Origin of the sequence: Rhizobacter sp. LjRoot28 (assembly GCF_964253025.1) — a bacterium.
Classification (GTDB): domain Bacteria; phylum Pseudomonadota; class Gammaproteobacteria; order Burkholderiales; family Burkholderiaceae_C; genus Rhizobacter.
The window spans coordinates 4,901,887-4,924,349 of sequence record NZ_CAXUQC020000001.1 but is presented as its reverse complement, the minus strand read 5'-3'; the positions used below and the strand labels follow the sequence as shown (position 1 = coordinate 4,924,349).

Here is a 22,463-nt window from a genome sequence, read left to right as displayed (position 1 = left end):
ATGAACGGACTGCACCTCACCGCCGACCTGCGCGACTGCGACCCGGCCATGCCCGCCATGACCGACGTCGCGGCGCTGCGCGGCGCCTGCCTGGCGGCCGTCGCGGGCGCGGGACTGACCGCCGTCGGGGAACTGTTCCATCGCTTTCCCGGCGCTGCCGGCACGGCACCGGACCAGGGCGGCGCCACCGGCGTGGTGCTGCTTGCCGAATCGCATGTGGCGGTGCACACCTGGCCCGAGCTGCACGCCGTCACCCTGGACGTCTATGTCTGCAACTTCGGCGCCGACAACACGGCTCGCGCCCACACCCTCATGACGCAACTCGAAGCCTGCTTCTCGCCCGGCCGCATCGAACGACATGCCCTGCAGCGGGGGGCGGCATGAGCGAGCATCCCCTGAAGGCCATCGTGCTGGCAGCGGGCCGCGGGCAGCGCATGCGCCCGCTGACCGACCACACCCCCAAGCCCCTGCTGCCGGTGCATGGCAAACCCCTGATCGAGTGGCACCTCGAGGCGCTGGCGCGCGATGGCGTGCGTGACGTGGTGATCAACACCGCCTGGCTCGAAGCGCTCATCCCGGCCGCCCTCGGCGACGGCAGCCGCTGGGGCTTGCGCATCCGCTATTCGATGGAAGGCCGCGACCACGGCGGCGCGCTGGAAACGGCGGGGGGCATCGCCAAGGCCCTGCCCTTGCTGGCCGACCATGACGACGATGCGTTCTGGGTCGTGTCGGGCGACATCCATTGCCCCGGTTTCCGTTTCGATGCCGCGACGGCCGCTCGCTTCGCCGGCACCGAACTGCTCGCTCACCTGTGGCTCGTGCCCAACCCGCCTTTCCATCCGCGCGGCGACTTCGGCCTCGATGCGGACGGCTTCGGCCTCGCCGAGGCGGGCGCTGACGGGCAGCGGTGGACGTACTCCAACCTCGCCCTGTGCCGGGCCAGCCTCTGCAGCCACCTCGCTCCGGGAACGGTGGCGCCCCTCGGGCCCCTGCTCTTCGCCGGCATGCGCGAGCGGCGCATCACGGCGGAGGTCTACCAGGGCGCCTGGGAGAACGTCGGTACGCCCGAGCAGCTGGCCGCGCTCAACGCGGGGCGTTCGGACACCGATTGACCTCCACGGACACGTGCACCAGCTCCTCGTGCACGGCGAGACGCGCACGGTAGTCGGCCGGCGCAAGTGGCGCATCTGCCACCAGGCTCACCACCGCAGCGAACTGGGCGCGGCCCACGCGCCACACATGGAGGTCGGCCACCCGGGCATCGCCATCCGACTCGATCGCTTCCCGGATCTCGGCGGCGACGGGGTGGTCCATCTCGCGATCGAGCAGAACAGCCGATGACTGGCGCAACAGGCCGACGGACCACACCGCAATGACCACCGCGCCCATGATGCCCACGGCCGGGTCGAGCCACGTCCACCCCAGCCACAGCGCACCGAGCAGCGCGCCGATGGCGAAGACCGAGGTCAGGGCATCGGCGAGCACGTGAACGTAGGCCGCACGGAGGTTGATGTCCGCACCACCTTCGTGGCCGTGGCCGTGGTCGTGGCCGTGGTGCTCGTGTCCATGCCCGTGGTGGTCGTGGCGGTCATGGCCGTGTCCATGGGCATGTCCGCCTTCCGCACCGTGCAGAAGCCAGGCCGACGCCAGGTTGACCGCCAGCCCCACCACCGCGACGACGAGCGCATCCGACGCGGCGATGGGCTCGGGGCGCCACAGGCGAAGCGCTGACTCCACCACGATGCCCATGGCCACGAAGGCGAGCGCCAGGGCGCTGGCAAAGCCGGCCAGCACCTCGATCTTCCAGGTGCCGAAGGCGTAGCGCGGGTCATTCGCGTGGCGCCGCGACAGCCAGTAGGCCCAGGCCGCCACCCCGAGTGCCAGGGCGTGGGTCCCCATGTGCCAGCCGTCGGCCAGCAGCGCCATCGAGCCCGTCCACCAACCGGCCGCGATTTCGCCGGCCATCGTCAGCAACGTGAGCGCGAGCACCCAGCGGGTGCGCCGCTCTCCGCTCGCATTGCCCTGGTCGAAGACGTGGCTGTGCGTCCAGGGGCCGAGGTCGTGTTCGTGTCCGGCCATGGGGTCTTCAGTTGGCGTGGGCGGCGGTGATGGCGTCGATGCGCTGCATCACCTCGGGCGTCAGCTTCGGCGCCAGGTCCAGCGCACCGAGGTTGTCCTTGAGCTGCGACAGGCGCGAGGCGCCGAGGATGACCGAGCTGACGCGCGGGTTGGCATGAGCCCAGGCAATGGCGAGCTGCGACACGTTGCCGCCGAGTTCCGCGGCCAGCGGCTCCAGCTGCCGCACGGCATCGTTGCGCGCCTGGTCGGTGAGGCCCTTCACCAGCCAACCCATGCCTTCCAGGCTGGCGCGGCTGCCGGCCGGCACGCCGTCTCGGTACTTGCCGGTCAGCAGCCCGCTGGCCAGCGGACTGAAGGTGGTGAGCCCCAGACCGATGTCCTCGTAAAGCCGCGCGTACTCCTGCTCCACGCGACGGCGGTGGAACAGGTGGTACTGCGGCTGCTCGACGACCGGCTTGTGCAGGTGATGGCGGTCGGCAATGTCCCAGGCCGCACGGATGTCCGCGGCCGACCACTCGCTCGTGCCCCAGTACAGCGCCTTGCCCTGCGTGATCATGTCGCTCATCGCCTGCACCGTCTCCTCGATGGGCGTGTTCGCATCGGAGCGATGGCAGTACACCACGTCGATGTGGTCGAGCTGCATGCGGCGCAGGGAGCCGTCGATCGCCTGCATCAGGTACTTGCGATTGAGGGTGTTGCGGCCGTTGGGCACGGCGCCGTCGGCATCCAGCCCCCAGTAGAACTTGGAGGTCACCACGTAGCCCAGGCGCGGCCAGGCAAGCGCCTTGAGCGCCTCGCCCATGACGACCTCGCTCTGGCCTTGCGCGTACTGCTCGGCGTTGTCGAAGAAGTTGATGCCGGCGTCGCGGGCCGCCGCCAGCATCTCGCGCGCACCGGCCGTGTCGACCTGGTTGTGGTAGGTCACCCAGGAACCGAGCGACAGGGCACTGACTTGCAGGCCACTGCGGCCCAGGCGACGATGGATCATGGCTACACCTCGTAAAGAAGTGCGGCATCTTAGCCACAGATCACACGGGACACGCGAGCGGTTCGTGATGTCGGCGACCGCGCCGGGGGCTTGCGGGTTCGCCGCCCCTTTGCGGCCACGCGGCTTCTTGGTACCTTCGGCCGGTGATCACGATCAAACCTCCCCGCGGCCCGGCCGCCGTTGCCCTGGGCGCCATCGTCGCGCTGGTGCTGCTCCTGGTGCTGCTGCCGGCCGCCCACTCGCGCTGGTGGCTGCCGATCGGCATTGCCGCCGGCGTCGGTCTGCACACCCTGCTCGCCCGTGGCCTGAAGGCCGTGCTGTCGGCGGTGTCGCCGCTCGCCAGCGGCGCACCCGAAGCCGCGGGCTACGACCGCTCGGTCTACGGCACGCCGGGCCGCGACATGCTCGAGGTGGCGGGGGCCGCGGTGGCCGCCGGCCTGCTGATGGGCGTCGGCGCGGTCAGCGGCTGGGGCTGGGTGGGCGCGGCCGGGGTGCTCGTCGTGCTGGCGGCGGTGGGCCTGGACGTCCAGCGCTGGCACCGGGTGGCCGCGAGCGCCGACTGGGTGTGGTTCCAGCGCGGCTGGGGCCAGAAGGTGCACCAGGTCGCCATCGAGAACATCCGCGACATCTCCATCCACGAGGAAGACGTGGGCGGTTTCACGCTGCGCCGCGGGTCGGGCAACCGCATCTGCCGCCTGAACCTGCGGATGGCCGACAAGCGTGTCGTCGCGCTTCCCAAGACGGACGCGCACCGCGACCTGGAGGCCGTCGAGGACGTGGCCAATCACATCCGCACCCGACAGCAGCTCACTCAGGAACTGCAGGCCCGTCGCGATGGTGGCCGAGCACCTGCGGCGGCTCCCGCCGCTGCAGAGCCGACGCCGGACGACCGGGCCATGATGCGTGAGCTCAGGCGCCTGCGGCGCGCGGCGCAGCCGGCCGACACCGGCGCCGCCCCACCGACCCTCACGCCGGCCGCGCGGCCACCGGCAGAGCGCTGAGCCGCGCCCCGCCGACCCTCATCCTAGGGGCATCCGGGAACGGGGCACGGCCGCAGAATCGCCCCATGACACCCACTCCCTACGGCGCGAGACGCCGCGAGCTGGCCGCCCGGATGCAAGCGGGCGGAGGGGGGCTGGCCATCATCCCCACCGCGCCCGAGCGCCCGCGCAGCGGCGACAGCGACCACCCGTTCCGCCACGACAGCCACTTCCACCATCTCACCGGTTTCGACGAACCGCAGAGCTGGCTGGTGCTGCGCTGTGACGGACACAGCCTGCTGTTCTGTCGCACGACCAGCCCCGAGCGAGAGGTCTGGGAAGGCCCGCGGCTGGGGCCGGATCGTGCACCGGAGGTGCTGGGGGTGGACGAAGCCCATCCCATCGAGCGACTGGACGAGATGCTGCCCACGCTGATCGCCGGCTCACCGGCGGTGTGGACGGTGTTCGCCGCGGCCCAGGAGATCGGGCCCCAGCTGTCGCGCTGGCTGGGGCTGTTCCCGTCGGTCGACACGCGGGGGCCCGTCCCTCACCGCGACCTCGGACCCCTCATCGACGAGATGCGCCTGGTCAAGGATGCGGGCGAACTCGCCACCATGCGCCGTGCAGCGGCCATCTCGGCCGGCGCCCACGCGCGGGCCATGCGCTTCTGCGGCGAGCGCTTCCGGACGGATCCGGCGGCGGCAGTGCGCGAGTACGAGATCGAGGCGGAGCTGCTGCACGAGTTTCGCCGCCACGGTGCCCAGAGCCCGGCGTACCCGTCCATCGTGGCGGCCGGCGCCAATGCCTGCGTGCTGCACCATGCCTCCGGCGCCACGGCGCTGCGGGCCGGCGAACTGTGCCTCATCGACGCCGGCTGCGAGGTCGATGGCTACGCGAGCGACATCACCCGCACCTTCCCGGCCGACGGCCGCTTCACCCCGGCGCAACGCGACCTGTACGAGATCGTGCTGGCCGCACAGGAAGCCGCCATCGGTGCCACCCGACCAGGCGCCCGCCAGCGCGACGGCCACCATGCGGCGGTGCGTGTGCTGGTGCAGGGCATGCTCGACGCCCGCCTGCTCGACCCCGGCCGGCACGGTGACGTCGACGCCGTGATCGAGAGCGGCGCCTATCGCCAGTTCTACATGCACGGCACCGGGCATTGGCTCGGCCGCGACGTGCACGACGTGGGCGACTACCTCTCGCTCGACGAGCCCCCCGTCGAGCAGCCCGACGAACAGGGGCGTCGGGTGTTGCGTCCGCCGTCGCGCGTCCTGCAGCCGGGCATGGTGCTGACGGTCGAGCCGGGCCTCTATGTGCGCCCGGCGCCCGATGTGCCGGAGGCCTTCTGGCACATCGGCATCCGCATCGAGGACGACGCCGTCATCACGGCCACCGGCTGCGAGCTGATCAGTCGAGGCGCGCCGGTGAATGCTGCGGCGATCGAGGCGCTGATGCGCGGGTGAAACCGCCCAGCAGGTCGCGCGCGGCCCGCTCCCCCTGGGCGAAGGCCTCCTCGAACACCGAATAGCCGGACAGGTCGGCATGCGCGAACGCAACGCGCCCGTCCGGGCGCGCCAGTGCTGCAAGCGCCGGATGGCCGCGCACGCCAGGCACGGGGATGCTCATCGCATGGCCGTAGCGCATGAGGTCGACATGGCGCAGCTTGCCTGGCAGGTCGGGATGGGCTGCGGTCAGGTCGTCCACCACCGCGCCGGCCCACGGCGCCCAGTCGTCGGACAGCAGGCGGGCGCGTGCGGCCTTCAGCTCGACCGGGGACTGGCCGCCCAGCGCCCAATAGGCCGTGAGCACCGTCGGCCCCGGGTGCGGGCGGGTCGATTGGTGCATCGCATCGACGTAGCCCAGCAGGGCGCTGCCATGGATGACGTTGTCCCAGGCGGGGGGTGCCCCCGGGGGATCGTCGAGCGCCTCCCCCACATGCAGATTGGCGACGAGCCACGGGGCATGGTGCATGGCGCGCGAAGCCGCGACCAGCGCGGCCGGCGGCGCGGCGAACAGCCGCACGGCGACATGCAAGGGCGTGGCCATGACGACGCGGGACACTTGCCAGCGCTCCATGCGACGGGCGCCCGCGTCCCACGCATCCACCTGCACCGCGTCACGGCCGGGCTCGACCCGCAGCACCACCCGCCCGCCGTGCAGGCGGTCGGCCAGCGGCGCCGCCATGCGGCGGGTCAGCCAGCCGTTGCCCTCGGGCCAGGTGAGCACGGCTTCCCGCTCGTCGCCGTCGGATGGCATGAAGCCGTGGCGGCTGGCGAAGTAATGCAGGCCGGCCCATGCCGAAACCTGTTGCAGGCCGGCACCGAAGTCGTCGCGGCAGCAATAGTCGAGGTGGCTGCGCAACAGCGGGTGGACATGACCGCCGGCATCGAGCCAGCGGGCGAAGGTTTGTGCATCCAGCGCAGCGTGCCCTGCGGACCAGCCCGCGCGGGCAGTCGGCAGGGAAAACGGCAGCTCGCGTCGGACCTCGTTCACCGCCTTGGCAAAGCGGCGATAGGCGGCGAGCGCCTGGGCGTCGGGCACGGGCAGCAGGCCGTCGTGCCAGCGGCCGCCGTGGAAGATGCGCTCCTGCGGGCTGTGGCAGAGGTGCCGTTCGTCGAAGGTCCAGCGGCCATGGGTGAATCGGCAGAGGCCGAAGGACTCGAGCAGCCCCAGCAGTGCGGTGTCGTGTGCCGCCGGTACCGGCAGGTAATGCGCGCCGAGCGGGCAGGCCATGCCGGCCAGCCGGTGACCCCGGCTGTTGCCGCCCGCCTCGTCCTCGAGCTCCAGCAGCTGCACGTCGTCGACGCCGGCCGCGACGAGCGACCGCGCGCAGGCGAGGCCGGCCACGCCCGCGCCCACCACCAGCACGCCAGCGCGTCGCTGCACGGCGGGCGCCGGCAACGCGCCGCTGCGCGCCAGGTCGCGCACGCGGTGCCCGCGCTCGTGGGACGCGCCCACCCAGCCACCCGTCCACGCCCCGGACCCGGCGCCCTGACGCTCGCAACCCCACAGGCCGGCCGCGAGGCCGCCGGCCATCAGGCTGCGACGGGTCAGCGGCCGCATCAGTGCACCCGCCCCCATTCGTTCTCGAAGGTCTGCACCAGCACCTGGTTGGACAGGCGGTTCGCCTCGGCCGGCACACGTGCCATGTCGGGCGGGAACTGGAACAGCGCGGGCAGGCCCTCGAGCGTGAGGAAGCGCAGGCCGTCGGGCAGGCGTTCGGGCGTGCGCCACGGACGGCGGCTCGCCATGATGAAGCCCCATTCGCCGAAGCTCGGTACGTGCGCGTGGTACGGCGTGGTGGACAGGCCGGCCGTCTCGATCGTCTGCGCCACCGTCCAGTAGCTCTTGCGAGCGATGAGCGGCGAGGTGGTCTGGACCACGGCATAGCCCGAGGCGGCCAGGTGCTGGTCGATCAAGGTGTAGAAGCTCGTGGTGTAGAGCTTGCCGATGGAGAAGTTGGTCGGGTCGGGGAAGTCCACCACGATGACGTCGAACGCGCCCGGGTTCTGCTCCAGCCAGGCGAAGGCATCCTGGTTGACGACGGTGAGGCGAGGCGAGCGCAGCGCGTCGCCGTTGAGGCGGCGCAGCAGCGGCTGCTCGGCGAAGAGACGGGTCATGTGAGGGTCGAGTTCGACCAGCGTGACGCGCTCGACGCTCGGGTAGCGCAGCACCTCGCGCACCGCCATGCCGTCGCCGCCACCCAGCACCAGCACGCTGCGCGGGGCGCCATGCGCCGCCATGGCGGGGTGCACCAGCGCTTCGTGGTACCGGTACTCGTCGCGCGAATGGAACTGCAGGTTGCCGTTCAGGAACAGGCGCACCCCGGCCTTGCTCGACGTGACCACCACCCGCTGGTAGCGGCTGCTCTCGCTGTAGACGATGCGGTCGGCATAGAAGCGGTCTTCGGCCCAGGTGCTGATGCGATCGGCCCCGGCCATCACCGCGCACAGCGCCGCCACCACCGCGGCACACCAGGCCACGTGCCAGCGCAGGCCGCGCAGCTCGCCCCGGAACAGCCACAGTGCCCAGACGGCCACGGCCGCGTTCATCAGACCGAACAGGGCCCCGGTGCGCACGAGGCCGAGCGACGGCACGAGCAACAGCGGAAACGCGACCGACACCGCCAGCGCGCCGAGGTAGTCGAAGGTCAGCACCTGGGAGACCAGGTCCTTCAGCGCATAGCGTTCGCGGAAATGCCGCTTGAGGATCCGCATCACGAGCGGAATCTCGAGACCGACCAGCATGCCGACGAGCAGCACCAGCCCGTACAGCGCCATGCGGAACGACGACGGTGCCGCCGTCTGCAGCGAGAACAGGGCGGCCGGCATCAACCCGCCCACCAAGCCCACCAGCAGCTCGATCCGCAGAAAGTGCGCCACCAGCTGCCGATCGAAGAAGCGCGACAGGTACGACCCGATGCCCATCGCGAACAGGTAGGCCCCGATCACCGTCGAGAACTGCAGGATCGAGTCCCCCAGCAGGTAGCTCGCCAACGCCCCCGCCGCCAGCTCGTAGACCAGCCCGCAAGCCGCCACCACGAACACCGACACCAGCAGCGCCACCTCCGCCGGCCGCACCCGCTCCCGCAGCCCGGTCACGCCCGATTCACCCACCGCACCACCCGAAAGCCTGCAATTTGGCAGACCTGAACCCAGCGACGGGAACCAGCAAGCGAAGCGAAGCGCCGTTCAAGCCACACGCGAGCACGGGTCTCCCGGGCGACCCGTGGCGCCCCCCTCGGGGGGGCAGGAGCAACGCGACGTGGGGGGCTCCATCCAGCAAGCGAAGCGAAGCGCCCTTCAAGCCACACGCGAGCACGGGTCTCCCGGGCGACCCGTGGCGCCCCCTCGGGGGGCAGGAGCGAAGCGACGTGGGGGTTCAATGTATGGCTGCAGCAACGATCAAGCCGATGGCCAGGCACATCGCCGCCACCACGATGGCCAGCGCGGTGTTGCGCTTCTCGACGATCTCGGCCCACAGGTCATACGGGGTGAGCTTGTCGACGATGACGAAGCAGATCCAGAAGACCAGCACGCCGACCAGCGCGTACAGGATGGAGCCGCCGAAGACGCTCGGCTTCAACCATTCGATTCCAAACATGGGGTTCTCCTCGGAAGATTCGGGTAAGGGAAGCGGCCCGGGCTCGGCCGCTCATTTGTGGCTGCCGCCGCTGGAGAAGCCACCGTACGAGCTGCCGCCGGTGCGCCCGCTGCTGCGGTTGTTCGCCAGGCACGACTGGTACTCCTGCGACGCCTGGCCGTAGCGTTGCAGCTGGTCGTTGCAATCATCGTCGCGGCCGCAGCGGAACAGCATCAGGATGACCGCGATGATGAAACCCCACAGGAACAGCTTGGCCAGCCAGGAGCCACTGGACGAGGTCGGGGCCACGTCACGTTCCATCGCGGCTGCTTGTTCATCGGGCAGCTTGAAGGCGCGGCGCACCGCATCGGCCGGCAGCACGGCGCCGGCCGACCACACCACCTCGTGCGTGTCGCCCTCCCGCGTTTCCTCGCGGTTGAGGCGATGGGTGCCACTCGTGTAGTCGATGTTGTCGGTGCGCTGGCGACGTTCCAGGTGCCAGTAGAACTCGCCCAGCACGTAGGTGATCTCGCCACGGTAGCGGTACATCTGCCGGTAGGTGCGGCCCTGGTACTTGACGGTCCGGCCTTGGCCCTCGGGGACCCCGGTGATGGGCACCGCCCAGCTCCAGCCGTCCTCCGCATCCACCAGGAAGGCGAAGCCCGCGGTGCGGTGGTAGAGCAGGTACTCCCGCCACAAGGATTGTTCGTCGTCCTCGGCGTCATCCGGCACCTCGCACCGCTCGACATAACCCACGACCTGCCAGGGCAGCGGATTCTTGCCGCCGAGCGCCAAACGCCCGACGGTGCCGAGTGGAATCAACGGCTCGCTGCCGTTGTCCTGTGCGTAGTGGGCCAGGTCGGCCCCCACGCCCTTGGAGACGTCGACGACGGCATGGCACTGATGGCAAACGATGGACTGGGTGGTGCTGAGCCGAACCTCCAGCGCCGCCCCGCAGCTCGGGCACGACAGGCTCGAGGCGCGCAGGGTCTTCTCCGTGCCACCGCCCGCCCCGCCCCCGCCCTCGGCAAGGCCGACGAGCTTGAGGTCGTCCAGCCGCACCGGGCGGCCGACGGACCACAAAGGGCGCGCCGGATCGGCATAGTCGAGGGTGCCCACCTCGTCGCCCGCGGCGCGCAGGTCGGCCACCACGAAGCCGCGCTCGAGGTTGGGCTTGAAGGGCAGCTCGCCCTGCGCGGCGATCAGGCGCGCTGCGGTGACGGAGGCGATGTGCCATCGTCGCGCGCCCACCGTGAGGGCCTGGCCGACGATGAGCTTTTCCGGCGCCGGGACCGCCTCGGCCAGGGCCTGGTCGAAGGCCAGCACGTAGGCGCCGTTGTCTTCGCTCAGCCAGCCGCTGCGCCCGTTGTCGAACAGCGCATGCCATTCGTTCCAGGTGCCCTGCCCGTAGCGGTACTGCAGGCGTCCCACGAGGGCGAAACCTTCGCCCTGGGCGACGCCGGTCACACCGAGCTGCAGCGGTGAATGGTCGTCGAAGAGTTCGGCGCTTTCGCCGATCTTGCGCAAGGCCTCGCCGTCGCGCACCAGGGTGCTGCGGCAGAAGCTGCACACGGCGAAGGCGGAGGCGGCCGAGCGGAAGTCGACCGGCGCGCCGCAGTTCGGGCACGCGGCCCGGTAGGCGCGCTGGGGTGAGGAGGAATCGGTCGTCAAGGGCAGGCGGTCAGGGGCCGCGGCGAGGCGCCGAACGGGCGCCGCCCGCCGGCATGCAAGGCTGGAACGCGTTCACACGTGCGCGTTCAGACGAGCTTCTTCAGCAGTTCGCCCTTCTTGGCGTCGAACTCTTCCTGCGTGAGGATGCCCTTGGCCTTGAGCTCGCCGAGCTTCTCGAGCGTGGCCATCACGTCCTCGGGACGGATGGCGCCCGCGGCGGTCGCGGCGGTGGCGGCGGGCTGGCTCTGCAGGCCCTGCGACAGCTGGCCCGCGAGCACCTGGCCGAGGGCCACACCGGCGCCCAGCCCCATGGCGTCGCCCGCCACGCTCCCACCCTGCCCTGCGCCTTCCGCGAACTTCGGGATGGACTGGGCGGTCTGGTATTGCATGAACTTGCCCATGTCGCCACCGACCATGCCCATGCCGATCTTCTGGTCGAGGATCTTCTGCAGCTCCTCGGGCAGCGAGACGTTCTGCATCGTCACGCTCTCGAGCTTCAGGCCGAGCGCCTCGAAGGACGGTGCGGTCGCCTCCTGCAGCGCGCGCGCGAACTCGATCTGGTTGGCCGCGAGGTCGAGGAAGGCCACGCCGCTGGAGGCCACGGCGTCCGAGATGTGCTGCAGCATCAGGCCGCGCAGCTGCCCGTCGAGGTCGGCGACGGTGTAGAGGTCGCGGGTGCCGGAGATTTCGGTGTGGAAGCGCTTCGGATCGACGATGCGGTAGCTGTAGTTGCCGAAGGCGCGCAGGCGCACGGCACCGAAGTCCTTGTCGCGGATGGTCACCGGCTGCGAGGTGCCCCAGCGCTGGTCCACCTGCTGGCGTGTGCTGAAGAAGTAGACGTCGCTCTTGAACGGGCTCTGGAAGAGCTTGTCCCAGTTCTTGAGGTAGGTGAGCACCGGCAACGTGCTGGTGGTCAGCTTGTACATGCCGGGGCCGAACACGTCGGCGACCTTGCCCTCGTTCACGAACACCGCCATCTGCGACTCGCGCACGGTGAGCGAGCCGCCGTACTGGATCTCGTTGCCCGCCATCGGGTAGCGCCATGCGAGCACGCCGTCGCCGGACTCGGTCCACTCGAGTATGTCGATGAACTGTTTCTTGATGAAATCCATCAGGCCCATGCGGCTCTCCCCCGGCAGTTGATCCGCGCATCATAGGACCTCCCGGAGGCAGGTCCGCCTCCCCCGGAAGTGGTGCTTGTCACACCGGCGCGGCTTTGCCGATCACACGCACGCGCATGGCCGGATCGACCGCGGCCACCAGGTCGTTGGCGAAGCGGGCCTGCTGGGCGTAGGCGCGGTCCAGTTGGGTGTCGAGGGTCGACACCCGCACCAGCATGCCGTCGAGGATCTGGCCGCGCAGGCCCGAGAGGATCTGACGCCACCGGAACGACCGGCTGCTGCCTTCGACGGTGTCGCCGAGCACAGTCCAGTAGGTGATGGGCTCGGCGCGCCCGGGCTGCGTGGCGAAGAGCCGCGTCACCGGCAGCTCGCGGCCGCCGATCGGCAGCGTGAGCCGCGTGAGTTCGCTCACCTTGAAGCCGCCGCCCGGATAGCAGATCTCGGGCCGGTGCACCTGCAGGCCGACCGACTGCTCGGTGCCGTAGGCCACCGACAGCATCACGCGCTCGCCCGCCGGGCCGACGTACACCCGCTCCAGCACCTGGTCGTAGATGCCATAGATCTTGCCGGTCTCGTCGGACGGACGCACCAGCGCGCCGGCGGTCGGCGCCACCTGCCAACCGGCGAAACGCTCCGGGAAGACGGCTTCGAGCTTGACCGGGGGGCGTTCATCGGCGAGGCGGCGTGTCGGCTTGCCGACCACGGCCAGCGCCGCACCGCCGCCCATGGCGGCCGCGATGAGGAGGGCCTTGCGGCGAGCAGGTTGCATCGTCATTCGGCCCACCGCTTCGGCAGCACCGCACCCAGCAGGCGGTCGAACCCCATGATGAACATCAGGGCCACGGCGAACAGCACCAGACCGGCGAAGCCGTGGACGAAGCCCTGGCCCACCTCGTCGCCCAGGTGGTACGTGATGAGCACGAGGATGATGACCCGCACCACGTTGGCGAGGAAGGCCACGGGGATCACCATCACCGCGAGGATGATGCTGCGCACCGGCGAGCGATAGGCCATGAGGTTGGTATAGAGCAGGCCCATGGCTTCGAGCGTGAACATGGTCTGCAGGCCGGCGCACGCCTCGGCCACCAGCAACTGGTACTGGCCGATGGTGATGACCACGCCCGAGCGCCCGATTGGGTAGCCGAGTGCAGACATGCCGGCCGTGGCAACCGCGGACACGGCGGCCTTCAGCGGACCGGTGATGGCCATCACCGTGCCGTACGGCAGCGGGATGACGAACATCAGGAAGAAGAGCGGAAACCACACCGCGCGCAGGCCGGCCCAGCCGCGATAGGCCAGCGCGACGCCGGCCAGCACCACCACCTGGGACAGCAGTTCGATGCGCAGGAATTGCTGCGTGCGGCCGAACACGTACATCAGGATCCCGATGACCAGCGCAGCCGCGGCCGCACGGGGCGCGGCCGCCTCCGGTGCGAGGGCGGCCAGCGCCTCGCGGCGCCGCCAGGCCAGCCAGCCGCAAATGCCGAGCACCAGCGGCTCGTGGCCCTGGCTGAACGACACCCAGAACCCGTGCAGGAAATCCCAGTAGGTGGGAACGTAGAGGACGCCGAGGCCGATCGCCACCAGCGCGAACGCCCAGGGGTCGAGCGGGGCGAACCAGCGCACGACCGGGTGCACCGGTCGGGTGGAGGCGGCAGGGGCGAGCGGCGTCATGGCGGGCAAAAGGATCAGGGGGCGGACGCCGCCGTTTCAGCCGGGGCAAGACCGTCGGCGGGCGCCGCAGCCGACGCGCCCGCGGCACCGGCGGGGGCGCTGGCAGCCGTGGCGGCCACCAGCTGGGCGTAGCGCCCCTGGTACTCGATCTGCGCCTTCTCGCGCAGGGCGGTCACGCCCTGCTGCTGCGCAGTGCGCTTGCGGTCGTTGGTGAGGAAGGCCGCCACCAGGCGCTTGGCCACGGGGGGCGGTACCGGGGCCAGCTGGGCATTGAGAACCGTGAGCACGCGCACGCCGCCGTCGCGCGCCTGGACCATCGACTGGCCTTCCTTCAGGGCAGCGAGCTGATCGAGCATCGCGAGGGGCACGTCCTCAGCCGAGACGGAGGTCTGGCGGGTCGAGAACTGCAGCGATTCGGCGCGCAGCAGCTCGTTCAGTTCGGTCAGGGTGGCGGCGCCCTCGATGCGAGCCTTCAGCGCCTGCGCCCGCTCGGCCGGCAGCGCGACGGTGGTTTCCTGCAGGGAGTACAGGCGCCGCTGGCTGAAGAGGTTGGGATGGCCGTCGTGGTAGCGGTCGATCTCGTCGCTGGACGGTTCGGTCACTCGCTCGGCGAGGCGCTCGAGGTAGGCGCGGGCCAGCACGTCGCGCTTGGCCGCCTCCATCATCTGAACGACGCGGGGGTCCTGGTCGAGCTTGTCCCGTCGGGCCGCCTGGGCGGTGATTTCCTGGTCGACGAGTCCCTCGAGCACGCGCTTGGCGGCCGCATCCTGCTGGGCGGGCGGCACGTTTGCCAGCTGCCGGCGAAGGACCAGGTCGACCTGGTGCACGGACACCTCTTCGCCGTTCACCTTCACCGCCACCTGCGAGGTGGCCTTCTTCTCGCCGTCCTTCGAGCAGGCCGCCATCGCGAGCACGGTGCTCACGGCGAGGGCCAGCAGGGCAGCACGGGAACCAGATGAGCGAAGCGAAAAGGTCATGTCGGAGTTCCAGAAGGCCGGAAGATGATCCGGAGCCGGGGCGCGAGCATGGCACAGAGCGCGACCGGCGGTGCAAATTCACGACCGCCGCAAAGGGGCGGACGCCTCATGAAAAAAGGCGGACCCGGTCGGATCCGCCTCGCGGAGTGTGCGCGGCGCCCGCGAACGGACACCCGAGCGCTTACTTCGACTGGTTCTTGCGGCGGCGTGCGGCAAAACCGACGGCACCGAGGCCCAGCGCCAGCATGGCGATGGCTTCGGGTTCCGGCACGGCGGCCGCGACATCCATGCGCCCGGCGTAGCCAGCGCCCTCGTACAGGCCGAGGTTGTGGCCCGACACCGTGCCGTTCACGATGAGGTTGTAGGTACCGGCCATCAGGTTGCTGAACGAGAAGTCGGCCGGCGTCGTGTCGACGATGGTCGACGACAGGCCACCGCCGGTCAGCGTCACCGAGGTCAGGGTCGTGTCGTTGCGCGACAGGAACTCGGCGTCCCAGATGGTGCCGATGGTGTTCGAGTCACCAGTCAGGGTGAAGGTGAAGGTGTCGCTGAACGATTGGTTCTTGCCGAACCAGTTGCCGAACCAGACCGACTGCCCCGCCGTCACATCGCCCAGGCCGAACGTGGCGGCCATCGAGGAACCGGCCGCAGCCAGCGCGATGGAGGCCACCAAAGCCTTTAGTTTCATACCCAACTCCTGTTCAAATGCTGTGGCACAGATGCCTGACTCAATGTGCCATGCGTGCGGGCGGGGGGACACCGCGGCGCCCCCCATGGGCAGGGGGGAGGAGCCGCAAACCGCCACCCCTCATTCGCGGGAGGGCCCGCAGGCACTGTCGGCCGCCGTTCGCTTCATTCGTGAGAATCCGCACACATGAACGCCAGATCCTCTTCCCTGTCGCTTGCCGTGATCGGGGCCGGCCCGGTCGGGCTCGCCCTCGCCTTGCAGGCATCGCGGCAGTTGCCGCACGCCCAGGTGACCGTGTTCGATGTGAGGCCGGTCGACGCGCCGGTCGCGGCCGACCCACGCACGCTCGCACTGTCGCTCGGCAGCGTCCAGACGCTGGAGCGCCTGGGCGTCTGGCCGGCGGTCGCCACCCGGGCCATGCCGATCCGCGCGGTGCATGTGTCGCAGCAGCAACCGGCCCTGCTCGGACTCACCGTGGGCACCGACCGCGAGCCGGCCTTGTGCATCCGGGCCGAGGACGAGCGGGTGGCGCAGCTCGGTGCCGTGGCGTCGTACGGGGCGATCGTGGCACCGCTGCAAGCCGCGTGGCTGGCCGCCTGCGACGCCGAGCCGGCACGACTGTCGGCACGTTTCGGCACGCGGGTCACGGCGCTCAAGCCGCTGCCCGGCGGCATCGAACTCGATGCCGGCGTGGCCGAGCGCTTCGACCTCGCCGTGGTGGCCGAGGGCGGGGTGTTCTCCGACCAGGCGCGCAAGGGCCTGACGCGCGACTACCGTCAGACGGCCTGGGTCGGCACCGTGACGCTTGCCGGCAGCGAGCGGGGCGTCGCCTACGAGCGCTTCACCCCCAACGGTCCGGCCGCGCTGCTGCCCTTGCCGGACGGCCCGGAGGGCCACGCCCGCGCATCGCTCGTGTGGTGCGTGCCGTCGGACGATGACCCGGTGGCACCGCTCACCGATGCCCAGCGCGTCGCCGTGCTCGACAACCTCTTCGCCGAAGGCACCGGCCGCATCACCGCGGTTTCGCCGCTGAAGTCATTCCCGCTCGGCCTCAATGCGGAGCGAAGTCTCGTTCAGGGGCGCACGGTGCGCATCGGCAACGCCGCCCAGACGCTGCACCCCGTCGCGGGCCAGGGATTGAACCTCGGGTTGCGCGATGCCCACGAACTGGTGGCCCGGCTGACGCGCCAGCCCGACATCGACAGTGCGCTGCGCCGCATCCAGTGGCAGCGGGCCCCCGACCGCTGGGCCATGATCGCGGCCACCGATTTCCTCGCGCGCAGCTTCACCTGGCAGCTGCCCGGCCTGAGCACCTTGCGGGGCTTCGGGCTGGCCGCATTGCAGGCTGCGCCGCCGCTCAAGTCTTTGCTGGCCCGGCAGATGATGTTCGGACGCCGCTGAATCCTTCGGCCAGGCTCCCGCGCCGATGACTGAGCGCGGGCAGCTGCGCCCTGACGGCCGCAAGCCGCTCCGCTGACAGAGTGGCCATGACGACGCCTTCGCCCTCCTCCCGCATGGCCAGCACCTCGCCCCAGGGATCGACCACCATGCTGTGGCCGAAGGTGCGGCGGCCGTTCTCGTGCAGCCCGCCTTGCGCGGGTGCGATCACGTAGCACTGGTTCTCCACCGCGCGAGCGCGCAGCAGCAGCTCCCAGTGGGCCCGCCCGGTGGTGTGCGTGAACGCAGCCGGCACGGCGAGCAGGTCGCACGGGTCGACGGTGAGCGCACGGTACAGCTCCGGGAAGCGCAGGTCGTAGCAGATGCTCAGGCCCACGCGCAACGACCCGGCCTGGAAAGCCACCGGATACCCGCCCGCGTCGAGCACCTGTCCCTCGTCGTAGCGCTCGCGGCCGTTGTCGTAGCGAAACAGGTGCATCTTGTCGTAGCGCGCCACCTGCCGGCCGTCGGGACCGTAGGCGCCGCAACTGTTGAGCGCCCGATCGGGGTCGCCCGTGCGCAGCGGCAAGGTGCCGCCGATCACCCACACGCCGTGCCGCTGCGCGGCGTTCGACAGCATGGACTGGATCGGGCCATCGCCGGGCGCCTCGGCCACGGCGAGCTTGTCCCGGTCGGTGTGCCCCATGAGGCAGAAGTACTCCGGCAGGGCCACGAGGGACGCGCCGGCCTGGGCCGCCTCGGCGATCAGGGCATCGGCACGTTCGAGGTTGCGGTGCAGGTCCGGCGTGGAAACCATCTGCAATGCAGCAATCAACATGGAATCCTCCGCGGCGTTCGTGTCATCGCCAACGAGCTTACGCCCAAGCGCCGCACCCCGTGCAACCGGATGTGGTCCCGGGGTCGGACGCAGGCCCTTGTGCGGGACTCGTGGCATTCCACACACCCCGCTGTGGCGCGGCCGCCAGCCGGGTGTCCCCGCAGAGCAGAGGGTTTGGTTGTGGGGCAGAATCCGGCGAAATCCGAGGTCACGCCACGTACCAGCCCGACCCGGCCCCGCGATCGATGGGCATTCCACCACTTCATGGCCACTGAGTCTTCCCCTGCCGCCGTGCCGGCCGAGAGCCCGCGCAGCGACGTGCCGGCCTCGGCGCCCGCAGACCACAGCCGTTTCGTGCAGCGTGTGCGCCGCCGCTACGCGGCCGAACTGCCACTGCTTGCGGCCGGCCTGCCGACGGCAGAGACCATTGGGACCCTGATCGACACGCTGCTCTCCGGTGGACGCGCGCTCGCCAGCGCCATGCGGGTGGCACGCAACATCGTGCTCGAACGCCTGGCGGTGCTCGACATCGAGCAGAACGCAGCCATGCTCGACATCACCCGCGCCATGACCGCGCTGGCCGAAGTGACGCTCGACCGCGCGGTGATCCAGGCCTGCGCCGACCAGGACGCCCGCTTCGGCCCGCCGTTGGACGAGTCCGGCCGGCGCATCGAGTTCTGGGTGGTCGGCATGGGCAAGCTCGGGGCGCACGAGCTGAACGTCTCCTCCGACATCGACCTCATCTACGTCTACGAGGACGCCGGCCAGACCACCGGCCCTCGCTCGGTGAGTGCGCATGAGTATTTCAGCGAAGTCGCGCGCAGCCTCTACGCGCTGATCGGTGACGTGACGGAGGACGGCAACGTGTTCCGCGTCGACCTCGCGCTCCGACCCAACGGCAACTCGGGCCCGCCGGTCGTGAGCCTCGCGATGCTGGAGGAGTACTTCCTGATCCAGGGTCGTGAGTGGGAGCGCTTCGCCTGGCTCAAGAGCCGCGTGGTGGCGCCCTTCGATGCGTTGCGCACCGGGCGCGCGATGGCCCTGCGCGACACGGTAACCTCCTTCGTCTACCGACGCTACCTCGACTACGGCGTCTTCGAAGGGCTTCGCCAGCTGCACCGCAAGGTGCGCGACGAGGCCCAGCGGCGCGCCGCCGGCCGGCCCGAGCGCGCCAACGACGTGAAGCTCTCGCGCGGTGGCATCCGCGAGATCGAGTTCATCGTGCAGTTGCTGCTGGTGGTGCGCGGCGGACAGTTTCCCGAGATCCGCACCCGTTCCACGCTGAAGGCCCTGGAGCGGCTGACGGCGCGCGGGCTGATGAAGCCCGGCAGCGCCGAGCGCCTGGCCGAGGCCTACACCTTCCTGCGCCGCATCGAGCACCGCATCCAGTTCCTCGACGATCAGCAGACCCACCTGCTGCCCACGGCCGATGCCGACCTGGCCTGGATCGCCCGCAGCATGGGGCTCACCGAGTGCAACGCCGACGCCTGCGAACTGCTCGACACCTTGTGCGAGACGCGCGAGTTCGTCGCCATGGAGTTCGACGCGCTGCTGCACGACGGTCGCCCGCCGTCCAGCAACGGCGGTCCCAACGGCTGTCGCAGCTGCGGCACGGCGCCCGCGGCGATCGACAGCGAGGAGTTCTGCGAGCAACTGCCGCCGGCGCTCGCCGAACGCGTGCGCCCCTGGGCCGACCATCCCCGCATCCGTCTGCTGAGCGACGACGGCCGGCAACGGCTGGTGCGGCTGGTGATGCGGGCCTCGCAGGCCGTCGAGGCCGGTACCTGCAGCATCGAGGCGGCCGCCCGCTTCATCGACTGGCTCGAGCCGCTGCTGCGCCGGGAGAACTACCTCGCCCTCATGGTCGAGCGCCCGGAGGTACAGCTGCGCCTGCTGCGCCTGCTCGGGCTCGCACGCTGGCCCGCGCAGTTCCTGATGCGCCATCCCGGCGTGATCGACGAACTCGCCGACGAACGGTTGCTGCACGGCCGCTTCGAACGTGACACCTACATCGCCGACCTGGAAGCGCGCCACACCGCGTGGGCGCGCTTCAACCAGGCCGACGAGGAATCGCTGCTCGACACCTTGCGCCGAGCCCACCATGCCGAGGTGTTCCGCACCCTGGTGCGCGACGTCGAGGGCCACATCACCGTCGAGCAAGTGGCCGACGACCTGTCCGCCCTGGCCGACGCCACACTGCAGTGCGCCGTGCAATGGGCCTGGATCCACCTTCGCCAGCGCCACCGCGAACAACCGGTGTTCGCGATCATCGCGTACGGCAAGCTGGGCGGGAAGGAGCTCGGCTACGGCAGCGACCTCGACGTCGTGTTCCTCTACGACGATGCCGACGAGGCCGATCCCTACCGTGCCGCCGAGGTCTACACGGCCTTCGTGCGCAAGCTGATCAACTGGCTCACGACCCGTACCGCGGCAGGTGAGCTCTTCGACATCGACACCGCGTTGCGGCCGAACGGCAACTCGGGCCTGCTCGTCACGTCCATCCAGTCCTTCGACAACTACCAGCGCGGTCGTGGCAGCAACACGGCCTGGACGTGGGAGCACCAGGCGGTCACCCGGGCGCGCTTCTGCGCGGGCGATGTGCAGCTGGCCCCGCGCTTCGAGGAAGTGCGACGCGCCGTCCTCTGCGCCGAGCGCGATCCGGCCGCGCTGCGCGCCGAAGTGGCCAACATGCGGGAGCGCGTGCGGGCGGCGCATCCGGTGCCGGCCGGCCTGTTCGACGTGAAGCACAGCCCGGGCGGCATGATGGACGTCGAGTTCGCCGTGCAGCTGCTGGTGCTTTCCGAGAGCGCAGGCCATCCCGAACTGCTCGACAACGTGGGCAACATCGCCCTGCTCCAGCGGGCCGAGGCCTGCGGCCTGCTGCCGGTCGGCGTCGGCCGCAAGGCGGCCAACGCCTACCGGGAAATGCGCCGGGCGCAGCACCGGGCGCGGCTCGACGAGAAGCCGACCCAGTTCGACGAACGCCTGCTCGAGGCCGAACGCGACGCCGTGCTGGCCCTGTGGTCCGCCGTCTTTCCGACGGCGTGATGGCGTCGCGCAGCTGGCCGGCGCTGGCCGGCCTGATGGCCGCCGGTGCCGTGCTGGCGCGGCTTGCGGTTCCGTCAGGGGCCCTCGACTGGCAGCCGGGCCTCTGGCTCGAACAACCCTGGCGGTGGTGGACGGCGGCCTTCGTGCACTTGAGCCCGGCGCACTTCACGGCCAACCTGCTGGCCGCGGCACTCGTCGCTGCCTACGGATGGTTGGGTGACGTCCGGCGTCGCACCACGCTTGCCTGGCTGGCGGCCTGGCCGCTCGGGCACGTCGCGCTGCTGCATGTGCCCGAGCTTCGCCACTATGGCGGCCTGTCAGGCGTGCTGCACGCGGGCGTTGCGGCTGCGGCCGTTCACCTCGCCGCCTCGGGCATGGGGCGACAGCGCTGGGTGGGTGTCGTGTCCCTGGTTCTGCTGGCGCTCAAGCTGACGTCCGAAACGCCTTGGCGCGCAGCCGTGCAGAGTTCTCCGCACTGGGACATTCCGATCGCCCCGATCGCGCACCTCACCGGCGCGGTGGCCGGCGCGCTGTGCAGCGGTGCGGCCGAACTGCTTCGGCAAAGGCGTGCCCATGTCTGACCGTCGACCGCACCTGGACCGCCTGGCGATCGTCCTCGTGGTGGGTTGCTGCGTGCTGTGGGGCCTGAACCAGGTGGCCGTGAAGGCGGTGCTGGGTGAAGTGCCGCCGCTCGTCCAGGCGGCCGTGCGTTCGCTGGCAGGCGCGGTGCTGGTGATCGCGTGGGCGCGTGCCCGCGGCATCCCCCTGTGGCGCAGCGACGGCACCTTGCCCGGCGGCCTCGCGGCGGGCCTGCTGTTCGGCGCCGAATTCGCCTGCGTGTTCTTCGGCCTGCAGTACACCACCGCGTCCCGGATGATCGTCTTCATCTACTTCGCACCGTTCGTGGTGGCGCTCGGCATGCCGTTCATCACGCGGGCGGAGCGGCTCTCCGCCGCCCAGTTCGGCGGCCTCGTCGTCGCCTTCGCCGGCGTGGCATTCGCCTTCGCCGAAGGCTTCACCCAGCCGGCCGTCGGGCCGCTGCAGTGGCTGGGCGACACCCTGGGCGTGGTCGCGGCGGTGCTGTGGGCGGCCACCACGCTCGTCATCCGTGCGACGCCGCTGGCGGGCGCGGCGCCGGAGAAGACGCTCGTCTACCAGCTGGCCGTGTCCGGGGTGATGCTGCTCGGCGCCTCGCTCGCCCTGGGCGATCGATGGACCCTCTCCCTGTCGGCGCTCGCCTGGCTGTCGCTCGGCTACCAGACGCTGATCGTCGTGTTCGTGAGCTACCTGGTCTGGTTCTGGCTGGTGCGCCACTACCCCGCCACGCGCTTGTCCGCGTTCACGCTCCTGACACCGGTCTTCGGGCTGCTGATGGGCGTCGTGCTGCTGGGCGAGGCGGTCACGGTCCGCCTGCTGGTGGCGCTGGCCGGCGTGGTGGCCGGCATCGCCCTGGTGAACCGTCAGCCGCGGATGCGGCCGACGAGCGAGGTGGTCGAGTAACCGTCGACGAAGGACAGCGCGCAGGCGTCGCCACCCCAGCTCCGCACCCATTTCGTCTCTTCCAGCGACTCGATGTCGTAGTCGCCGCCCTTGACGTAGAGGTCCGGGCGCACGCGCTTGAGCAGTTCGACCGGCGTCTGCTCGTCGAACAGCACGACGAGGCTCACGCTCTCGAGGGCGGCCAGCACGCAGGCGCGGTCAGCTTCCGCATTGAGCGGTCGGTCCGGTCCCTTGCCCAGCAGGCGGGCGGAGGCGTCGCTGTTGAGCCCGAGCACGAGGCTCGCGCCCAGGGCCCGCGCCTGCTCGAGGTAGGTGACGTGGCCCCGGTGGAGGATGTCGAAGACGCCGTTGGTGAACACCAGCTTGCGCGGCAGCGCTGCGACGCGCGCCGGCAGGTCGGCGCCGGCGCACAGCTTGTCGAGGAAGGACGCCAAGGC

The 22,463-nt window shown here is 70.5% G+C and carries 20 protein-coding genes and 1 pseudogene; 8 read left to right on the top strand and 13 right to left on the bottom strand.

Translation table 11 applies throughout. The features are described 5' to 3' along the window. Both ACSQ2F_RS22560 and murU read left to right on the top strand, forming a co-directional pair. Complete coding sequence (locus ACSQ2F_RS22560) at positions 1-384, top strand: S-adenosylmethionine decarboxylase family protein (RefSeq protein ID WP_436026556.1); 384 nt, start codon at positions 1-3, stop codon at positions 382-384. Continuing rightward, a complete protein-coding gene (gene murU / locus ACSQ2F_RS22555; RefSeq protein WP_436026554.1) occupies positions 381-1,112 on the top strand; it encodes an N-acetylmuramate alpha-1-phosphate uridylyltransferase MurU in 732 nt (243 codons plus the stop codon). Before ACSQ2F_RS22560 ends, murU begins: the two co-directional genes overlap by 4 nt. Here the strand turns inward: murU and dmeF are convergent. Then, positions 1,084-2,079 carry a CDF family Co(II)/Ni(II) efflux transporter DmeF gene (dmeF, locus tag ACSQ2F_RS22550; protein ID WP_436026552.1) on the bottom strand — a complete coding sequence of 332 codons (996 nt, stop codon included), beginning with the start codon at positions 2,077-2,079 and terminating at the stop codon, positions 1,084-1,086. The two genes, murU and dmeF, sit on opposite strands and share 29 nt — an antisense overlap. A 7-nt stretch (positions 2,080-2,086) precedes the next feature. Continuing rightward, positions 2,087-3,067, bottom strand: a complete 981-nt coding sequence (locus ACSQ2F_RS22545) for a potassium channel beta subunit family protein (RefSeq protein WP_436026551.1) — start codon at positions 3,065-3,067, stop codon at positions 2,087-2,089. Between the two features lie 143 nt (positions 3,068-3,210). On the opposite strand from ACSQ2F_RS22545, the gene ACSQ2F_RS22540 reads away from it, so the two are divergent. Both ACSQ2F_RS22540 and ACSQ2F_RS22535 read left to right on the top strand, forming a co-directional pair. Beyond that, the gene (locus tag ACSQ2F_RS22540) at positions 3,211-4,068 is read left to right on the top strand and encodes a hypothetical protein (protein WP_436026549.1); all 858 of its coding nucleotides are present in this window, start codon (positions 3,211-3,213) and stop codon (positions 4,066-4,068) included. Between the two features lie 65 nt (positions 4,069-4,133). Continuing rightward, positions 4,134-5,513: an aminopeptidase P N-terminal domain-containing protein gene (locus tag ACSQ2F_RS22535; RefSeq protein WP_436026547.1), complete on the top strand. Its 1,380-nt coding sequence runs from the start codon at positions 4,134-4,136 to the stop codon at positions 5,511-5,513. Here ACSQ2F_RS22535 and ACSQ2F_RS22530 read toward each other — a convergent pair. The 9 genes and pseudogenes from ACSQ2F_RS22530 to ACSQ2F_RS22490 all read right to left on the bottom strand — a co-directional run. Then, positions 5,458-7,113 carry a flavin monoamine oxidase family protein gene (locus ACSQ2F_RS22530; RefSeq protein ID WP_436026545.1) on the bottom strand — a complete coding sequence of 552 codons (1,656 nt, stop codon included), beginning with the start codon at positions 7,111-7,113 and terminating at the stop codon, positions 5,458-5,460. The two genes, ACSQ2F_RS22535 and ACSQ2F_RS22530, sit on opposite strands and share 56 nt — an antisense overlap. Further along, on the bottom strand, positions 7,113-8,651 hold the full coding sequence (locus tag ACSQ2F_RS22525) for a polyamine aminopropyltransferase (RefSeq protein WP_436026543.1): 1,539 nt from the start codon (positions 8,649-8,651) through the stop codon (positions 7,113-7,115). Before ACSQ2F_RS22525 ends, ACSQ2F_RS22530 begins: the two co-directional genes overlap by 1 nt. A 280-nt stretch (positions 8,652-8,931) precedes the next feature. Beyond that, positions 8,932-9,153: a DUF350 domain-containing protein gene (locus ACSQ2F_RS22520; protein ID WP_436026541.1), complete on the bottom strand. Its 222-nt coding sequence runs from the start codon at positions 9,151-9,153 to the stop codon at positions 8,932-8,934. A gap of 51 nt (positions 9,154-9,204) precedes the next feature. Beyond that, entirely contained in the window at positions 9,205-10,803 is a 1,599-nt protein-coding gene (locus ACSQ2F_RS22515; RefSeq protein WP_436026540.1) for a DUF4178 domain-containing protein, read from the bottom strand. Positions 10,804-10,889: 86 nt separating this feature from the next. Then, positions 10,890-11,924, bottom strand: coding sequence for an SPFH domain-containing protein (locus tag ACSQ2F_RS22510; protein ID WP_436026538.1), 1,035 nt, complete (start codon positions 11,922-11,924; stop codon positions 10,890-10,892). A 79-nt stretch (positions 11,925-12,003) separates the two neighbouring features. Further along, the gene (epsI, locus tag ACSQ2F_RS22505) at positions 12,004-12,699 is read right to left on the bottom strand and encodes an exosortase-associated protein EpsI, B-type (RefSeq protein WP_436026536.1); all 696 of its coding nucleotides are present in this window, start codon (positions 12,697-12,699) and stop codon (positions 12,004-12,006) included. Then, the gene (gene xrtB, locus ACSQ2F_RS22500) at positions 12,696-13,598 is read right to left on the bottom strand and encodes an exosortase B (RefSeq protein ID WP_436026534.1); all 903 of its coding nucleotides are present in this window, start codon (positions 13,596-13,598) and stop codon (positions 12,696-12,698) included. Before xrtB ends, epsI begins: the two co-directional genes overlap by 4 nt. 14 nt (positions 13,599-13,612) lie before the next feature. Then, positions 13,613-14,575 (bottom strand): EpsD family peptidyl-prolyl cis-trans isomerase, encoded by a 963-nt coding sequence (locus ACSQ2F_RS22495; RefSeq protein ID WP_436026532.1) that lies wholly within the window; start codon positions 14,573-14,575, stop codon positions 13,613-13,615. Between the two features lie 181 nt (positions 14,576-14,756). Continuing rightward, positions 14,757-15,236, bottom strand: a pseudogene (locus tag ACSQ2F_RS22490) (FxDxF family PEP-CTERM protein); the annotation flags it as partial. Positions 15,237-15,449: 213 nt separating this feature from the next. Here ACSQ2F_RS22490 and ACSQ2F_RS22485 point away from each other — a divergent pair. Next, on the top strand, positions 15,450-16,664 hold the full coding sequence (locus ACSQ2F_RS22485; RefSeq protein ID WP_436026530.1) for an FAD-dependent monooxygenase: 1,215 nt from the start codon (positions 15,450-15,452) through the stop codon (positions 16,662-16,664). On the opposite strand, the gene ACSQ2F_RS22480 is transcribed toward ACSQ2F_RS22485, so the two are convergent. Then, entirely contained in the window at positions 16,621-17,478 is an 858-nt protein-coding gene (locus ACSQ2F_RS22480; protein WP_436026528.1) for a carbon-nitrogen hydrolase family protein, read from the bottom strand. The two genes, ACSQ2F_RS22485 and ACSQ2F_RS22480, sit on opposite strands and share 44 nt — an antisense overlap. A gap of 264 nt (positions 17,479-17,742) precedes the next feature. On the opposite strand from ACSQ2F_RS22480, the gene glnE reads away from it, so the two are divergent. From glnE to ACSQ2F_RS22465, 3 genes are read left to right on the top strand one after another with little or no spacing between them, the layout of a single operon-like run. Beyond that, positions 17,743-20,526, top strand: a complete 2,784-nt coding sequence (gene glnE, locus ACSQ2F_RS22475; RefSeq protein ID WP_436026526.1) for a bifunctional [glutamate--ammonia ligase]-adenylyl-L-tyrosine phosphorylase/[glutamate--ammonia-ligase] adenylyltransferase — start codon at positions 17,743-17,745, stop codon at positions 20,524-20,526. Continuing rightward, positions 20,526-21,107 carry a rhombosortase gene (rrtA, locus tag ACSQ2F_RS22470; RefSeq protein WP_436026524.1) on the top strand — a complete coding sequence of 194 codons (582 nt, stop codon included), beginning with the start codon at positions 20,526-20,528 and terminating at the stop codon, positions 21,105-21,107. The genes glnE and rrtA overlap by 1 nt, the downstream gene beginning before the upstream one ends. Continuing rightward, positions 21,100-22,026, top strand: coding sequence for a DMT family transporter (locus tag ACSQ2F_RS22465; protein WP_436026522.1), 927 nt, complete (start codon positions 21,100-21,102; stop codon positions 22,024-22,026). Before rrtA ends, ACSQ2F_RS22465 begins: the two co-directional genes overlap by 8 nt. Here the strand turns inward: ACSQ2F_RS22465 and rfaE2 are convergent. Next, on the bottom strand, positions 21,987-22,460 hold the full coding sequence (rfaE2, locus tag ACSQ2F_RS22460; RefSeq protein ID WP_436026520.1) for a D-glycero-beta-D-manno-heptose 1-phosphate adenylyltransferase: 474 nt from the start codon (positions 22,458-22,460) through the stop codon (positions 21,987-21,989). The two genes, ACSQ2F_RS22465 and rfaE2, sit on opposite strands and share 40 nt — an antisense overlap. Positions 22,461-22,463: the final 3 nt, after the last annotated feature.

Excerpts from the sequence above, each read along its gene's own strand:
- ACSQ2F_RS22560 (WP_436026556.1), top strand. The coding sequence starts at position 1 with ATGAACGGACTGCACCTCACCGCCGACCTGCGCGACTGCGACCCGGCC.
- murU (WP_436026554.1), top strand. The coding sequence starts at position 381 with ATGAGCGAGCATCCCCTGAAGGCCATCGTGCTGGCAGCGGGCCGCGGG.
- dmeF (WP_436026552.1), bottom strand. The coding sequence starts at position 2,079 with ATGGCCGGACACGAACACGACCTCGGCCCCTGGACGCACAGCCACGTC.
- ACSQ2F_RS22545 (WP_436026551.1), bottom strand. The coding sequence starts at position 3,067 with ATGATCCATCGTCGCCTGGGCCGCAGTGGCCTGCAAGTCAGTGCCCTG.
- ACSQ2F_RS22535 (WP_436026547.1), top strand. The coding sequence starts at position 4,134 with ATGACACCCACTCCCTACGGCGCGAGACGCCGCGAGCTGGCCGCCCGG.
- ACSQ2F_RS22530 (WP_436026545.1), bottom strand. The coding sequence starts at position 7,113 with ATGCGGCCGCTGACCCGTCGCAGCCTGATGGCCGGCGGCCTCGCGGCC.
- ACSQ2F_RS22520 (WP_436026541.1), bottom strand. The coding sequence starts at position 9,153 with ATGTTTGGAATCGAATGGTTGAAGCCGAGCGTCTTCGGCGGCTCCATC.
- ACSQ2F_RS22510 (WP_436026538.1), bottom strand. The coding sequence starts at position 11,924 with ATGGGCCTGATGGATTTCATCAAGAAACAGTTCATCGACATACTCGAG.
- epsI (WP_436026536.1), bottom strand. The coding sequence starts at position 12,699 with ATGACGATGCAACCTGCTCGCCGCAAGGCCCTCCTCATCGCGGCCGCC.
- xrtB (WP_436026534.1), bottom strand. The coding sequence starts at position 13,598 with ATGACGCCGCTCGCCCCTGCCGCCTCCACCCGACCGGTGCACCCGGTC.
- ACSQ2F_RS22495 (WP_436026532.1), bottom strand. The coding sequence starts at position 14,575 with ATGACCTTTTCGCTTCGCTCATCTGGTTCCCGTGCTGCCCTGCTGGCC.
- ACSQ2F_RS22485 (WP_436026530.1), top strand. The coding sequence starts at position 15,450 with ATGAACGCCAGATCCTCTTCCCTGTCGCTTGCCGTGATCGGGGCCGGC.
- ACSQ2F_RS22480 (WP_436026528.1), bottom strand. The coding sequence starts at position 17,478 with ATGTTGATTGCTGCATTGCAGATGGTTTCCACGCCGGACCTGCACCGC.
- glnE (WP_436026526.1), top strand. The coding sequence starts at position 17,743 with ATGGCCACTGAGTCTTCCCCTGCCGCCGTGCCGGCCGAGAGCCCGCGC.
- rrtA (WP_436026524.1), top strand. The coding sequence starts at position 20,526 with ATGGCGTCGCGCAGCTGGCCGGCGCTGGCCGGCCTGATGGCCGCCGGT.
- ACSQ2F_RS22465 (WP_436026522.1), top strand. The coding sequence starts at position 21,100 with ATGTCTGACCGTCGACCGCACCTGGACCGCCTGGCGATCGTCCTCGTG.